The organism is Blastomonas sp. (genome assembly GCF_041747255.1).
In the GTDB taxonomy this organism is placed as follows: Bacteria; Pseudomonadota; Alphaproteobacteria; order Sphingomonadales; family Sphingomonadaceae; genus Blastomonas.
Map to the genome: position 1 here is coordinate 1 of NZ_JBGTFM010000159.1, position 2941 is coordinate 2941.

The 2941-nt window shown below is 59.0% G+C and carries 6 protein-coding genes and 1 tRNA gene; 2 read left to right on the forward strand and 5 right to left on the reverse strand.

Going from position 1 to position 2941, the window contains the following annotated elements; all coding sequences use genetic code 11:
• From ACEW8G_RS05690 to ACEW8G_RS05700, 3 genes are all read right to left on the reverse strand, one after another.
• Positions 1 to 140: transposase (locus ACEW8G_RS05690; protein ID WP_373487478.1), on the reverse strand; the 140-nt coding region annotated here is incomplete at its 3' end.
• A 460-nt stretch (positions 141 to 600) separates the two neighbouring features.
• Positions 601 to 999, reverse strand: coding sequence for a hypothetical protein (locus ACEW8G_RS05695; RefSeq protein WP_373487473.1), 399 nt, complete (start codon positions 997 to 999; stop codon positions 601 to 603).
• Between the two features lie 144 nt (positions 1000 to 1143).
• Positions 1144 to 1220, reverse strand: a tRNA-Arg gene (locus ACEW8G_RS05700).
• Positions 1221 to 1294: 74 nt separating this feature from the next.
• On the opposite strand from ACEW8G_RS05700, the gene ACEW8G_RS05705 reads away from it, so the two are divergent.
• Positions 1295 to 2026, forward strand: a complete 732-nt coding sequence (locus tag ACEW8G_RS05705) for a queuosine precursor transporter (protein ID WP_373487474.1) — start codon at positions 1295 to 1297, stop codon at positions 2024 to 2026.
• A gap of 4 nt (positions 2027 to 2030) precedes the next feature.
• On the opposite strand, the gene ACEW8G_RS05710 is transcribed toward ACEW8G_RS05705, so the two are convergent.
• Both ACEW8G_RS05710 and ACEW8G_RS05715 read right to left on the reverse strand, forming a co-directional pair.
• The gene (locus ACEW8G_RS05710) at positions 2031 to 2219 is read right to left on the reverse strand and encodes a PspC domain-containing protein (RefSeq protein ID WP_373487475.1); all 189 of its coding nucleotides are present in this window, start codon (positions 2217 to 2219) and stop codon (positions 2031 to 2033) included.
• Positions 2220 to 2263: 44 nt separating this feature from the next.
• Positions 2264 to 2392 (reverse strand): hypothetical protein, encoded by a 129-nt coding sequence (locus ACEW8G_RS05715; RefSeq protein WP_373487476.1) that lies wholly within the window; start codon positions 2390 to 2392, stop codon positions 2264 to 2266.
• A 256-nt stretch (positions 2393 to 2648) separates the two neighbouring features.
• Between ACEW8G_RS05715 and ACEW8G_RS05720 the strand changes: the two genes are divergently transcribed.
• On the forward strand, positions 2649 to 2941 hold a 293-nt coding region (locus tag ACEW8G_RS05720), incomplete at its 3' end, for an AAA family ATPase (protein ID WP_373487477.1).

Here is a 2941-nt window from a genome sequence, read left to right on the forward strand (position 1 = left end):
CCGCCGCACCTGAGCATGTGAACGATCCCCGAAATCACCCGCCGGTCATCCACCCGCCGTGCGCCTGGCTGGTTCTTCGGCAAATGGGGTTCGATCGCTGACCATGCTTCATCCGACAACCAGAACAAAGAACGCGACATCGCCAAGGCCCTCCTGCTTCAGTGGAGACCCTTTGAATCAATGTGCGCAATGATTTTCAAGAGACTGATTGGGTTTGGACCCTAGTATCACTCCTCCCAAGTTAAGCAATCTCCTGCCATGCGGAGCCAAGGAAGCACGAGTGCGACATCATAATCGGATGCTTGGTTAGCATTCTCGAAAATGCTGCCATCAATTGGCGAGTGATCAGCAGCCGAGCGCACTCTCATTGCTTGGCGATCAAACAGGAAGTTCAAACTATGCGGGACCCGGCGCGGGACATCTGAGCGAGAAAAAGCGGTACCCATTCGCTTCATGTCCCGTTTTGTTCCAGGAAGGACCCGCGAATCTATGCTCTCAGGGGCGCGGAGAGGCACCACAGGGCCGTGCTGGCTGTTTGGGCCATCAACCACCGGATGCGCGGCGATGGCGCTTGGCGGGGCTTATTCTGGCATGGGCATGTCAGTAGTCACCAGTGTCTAATTGCCGTCGCACTTCGCGCATCGCCCGCCCACTGATCAGCATCTGCTCATCGACCGGCTGACCAGTTTCCAACATGTCGCACAGCAACATATCTGGCCCGCCCTGCGGCGGTTCGCACGGGCAATAATCTTTGAAGCACAGATCAAGGGGCTCAGGATCAAGGGCAGGCGCCGATGCCATGCGCGCGGCTTCTGCCTTATTCTCGTCGGCCAACTCATTCCTCTTGCGCTCTGCTTCTGCAATCTCGGCATTGAGGGCATCCAGCTGTGCGGTTGCCTGATCGATCTCGCTTTGCTCTTGCTCGGGGTTCTTGCCCGTGTCGCCATGCGATGAGCAGCTGGCGACAATGACCATGAATGACAGCAGATACCAGCGCATAGAGCCCTCCCTTATAGCCAGTATAGCAGCACAGTGCGCGGTGTGCAGCATCACAGCGAAGCGGCTGCGGTGATTGCCAGGTGATTGCCAGACGACCAGGCAGCGGCGATCTCGATCGAGAATTCGAGCTAAGTCATTGATTAATGGCGCGCCCTACAGGAGTCGAACCTGTGGCCTCAAGATTAGAAGTCTCGCGCTCTATCCAGCTGAGCTAAGGGCGCGCGCCCGGCGGTGTACCGCACGCCTTCGCATTAGCCACCTTTGCAACGCGCGCCAACCGCGATAATGCACCGGCATGCAGCCCCAAGACATTGCGCAGTCCCCAGGCTTTGATCCGGCGACGCACCGCTTTCGATATTATGATTTCGTGATGGCGGCGTTTGTCACCATCTTGCTGCTGTCCAATGTCATTGGCGCGGCCAAGCCGACGTTCGTCACCATCGGCGGCGAGCAATGGGTCTATGGCGCAGGCATCCTGTTCTTCCCGCTCGGCTATGTCATCGGTGATATTCTCACCGAGATTTACGGCTATGCGCGCGCGCGGCGTGTCATCTGGGCGGGTTTTGCGGCGCTGCTGTTCATGGCGTTCATGAGCTGGGTCGTCGTCAGCCTGCCGCCCGCCGCTGGCTGGGAGGGGCAGGCGGCCTACGAATCGGTGTTTGGTCAGGTGCCGCGCATCGTGCTTGCGTCGATCATCGCCTTTTGGGCAGGTGAGTTCGTCAACAGCTATGTAATGGCGCGGATGAAGGTGTGGACCAAGGGCCGGATGCTGTGGACCCGCACGATCGGATCGACCATCGTCGGCCAGGGCGTGGACAGCCTGATCTTCTATCCGCTCGCCTTTTATGGGGTGTGGGACACCAGCCAGGTGCTGACCGTGATGGTCACCAACTGGCTGCTCAAGGTCACATGGGAGGCGGTGCTGACCCCGGTGACCTATCTCGCCGTCGGCTGGCTGCGGGCAAAGGAGGGGGTGGATGTCTATGACACCGATACCGATTTCACCCCGTTCAGTACCAAGGTCTAGCCAATTATTCTGAAGAAGCGATCAGGCCAATCACCAGATAGATCAGCACCGGTGCGCCGACCCCGAAGAGCGCCGCCAACACAAAGGCGATGCGGACCAGATTGGCGTCCCAGTCAAAATAGTTGGCGATGCCAGAGCAGACGCCCATCAGCTTGCCACTGGACTTGTCGAGACGGAACGAACGATTGGTCATGGTGATTTCCCTATAAGCCCGAGGTTAGATTGTGCGTATTGCGATCAGATGATCAGTGCGCTGATCGCACCTGCTTCAGCCGGACCTACGCTGAGGCCGATGAAAAGTGCCGAGGTGAACAGCGCGCAGATCGCAGCGAGGGCGTTGTTATGGAGCTTTGCGATGGTGAACATGATGGTCGTCCTTTCGAATTTGGATCCCGTGGGCTTGTCCCTCGGGAGATGCCAGATCATCTGCATGGGGCGTGCCAGTTCGGAAAAGCGTTTCAATACAGTTGGATAATCCAGATGCGTAATGAGCCTGCGCCAACTGGATGCAAAACGTTGGGATTATTCGCGAACAATTGGGATCGCCTTGCATCCGCAAAGTCAGCGCAATGATGATTTGCACCGGACGCGCCGCGCGTCTGCCGCTATAGGCATGCGTTGCATGGCCATATCTGCGCTTTCCTTGACCCAGTTTCGCAACCACGCCGCCAGCTGCCTCGCGCCGGTGGGGCGGTTCAATGTGATCTGCGGAGAGAATGGCGCGGGCAAGACCAACATATTGGAGGCGATCTCGCTGCTCGCGCCGGGGCGGGGGATGCGCCGGGCGGCGCTCGACCAGATGGCGCGGCAGGATGGACCGGGCGACTTTGCGATTTCCGCGCAGCTGGCCGGAGACGCCGTGCAGATCGGCACTGGGGTGACCGCCGACGCCCCCGGTCGCCGGATCGTGCGCGT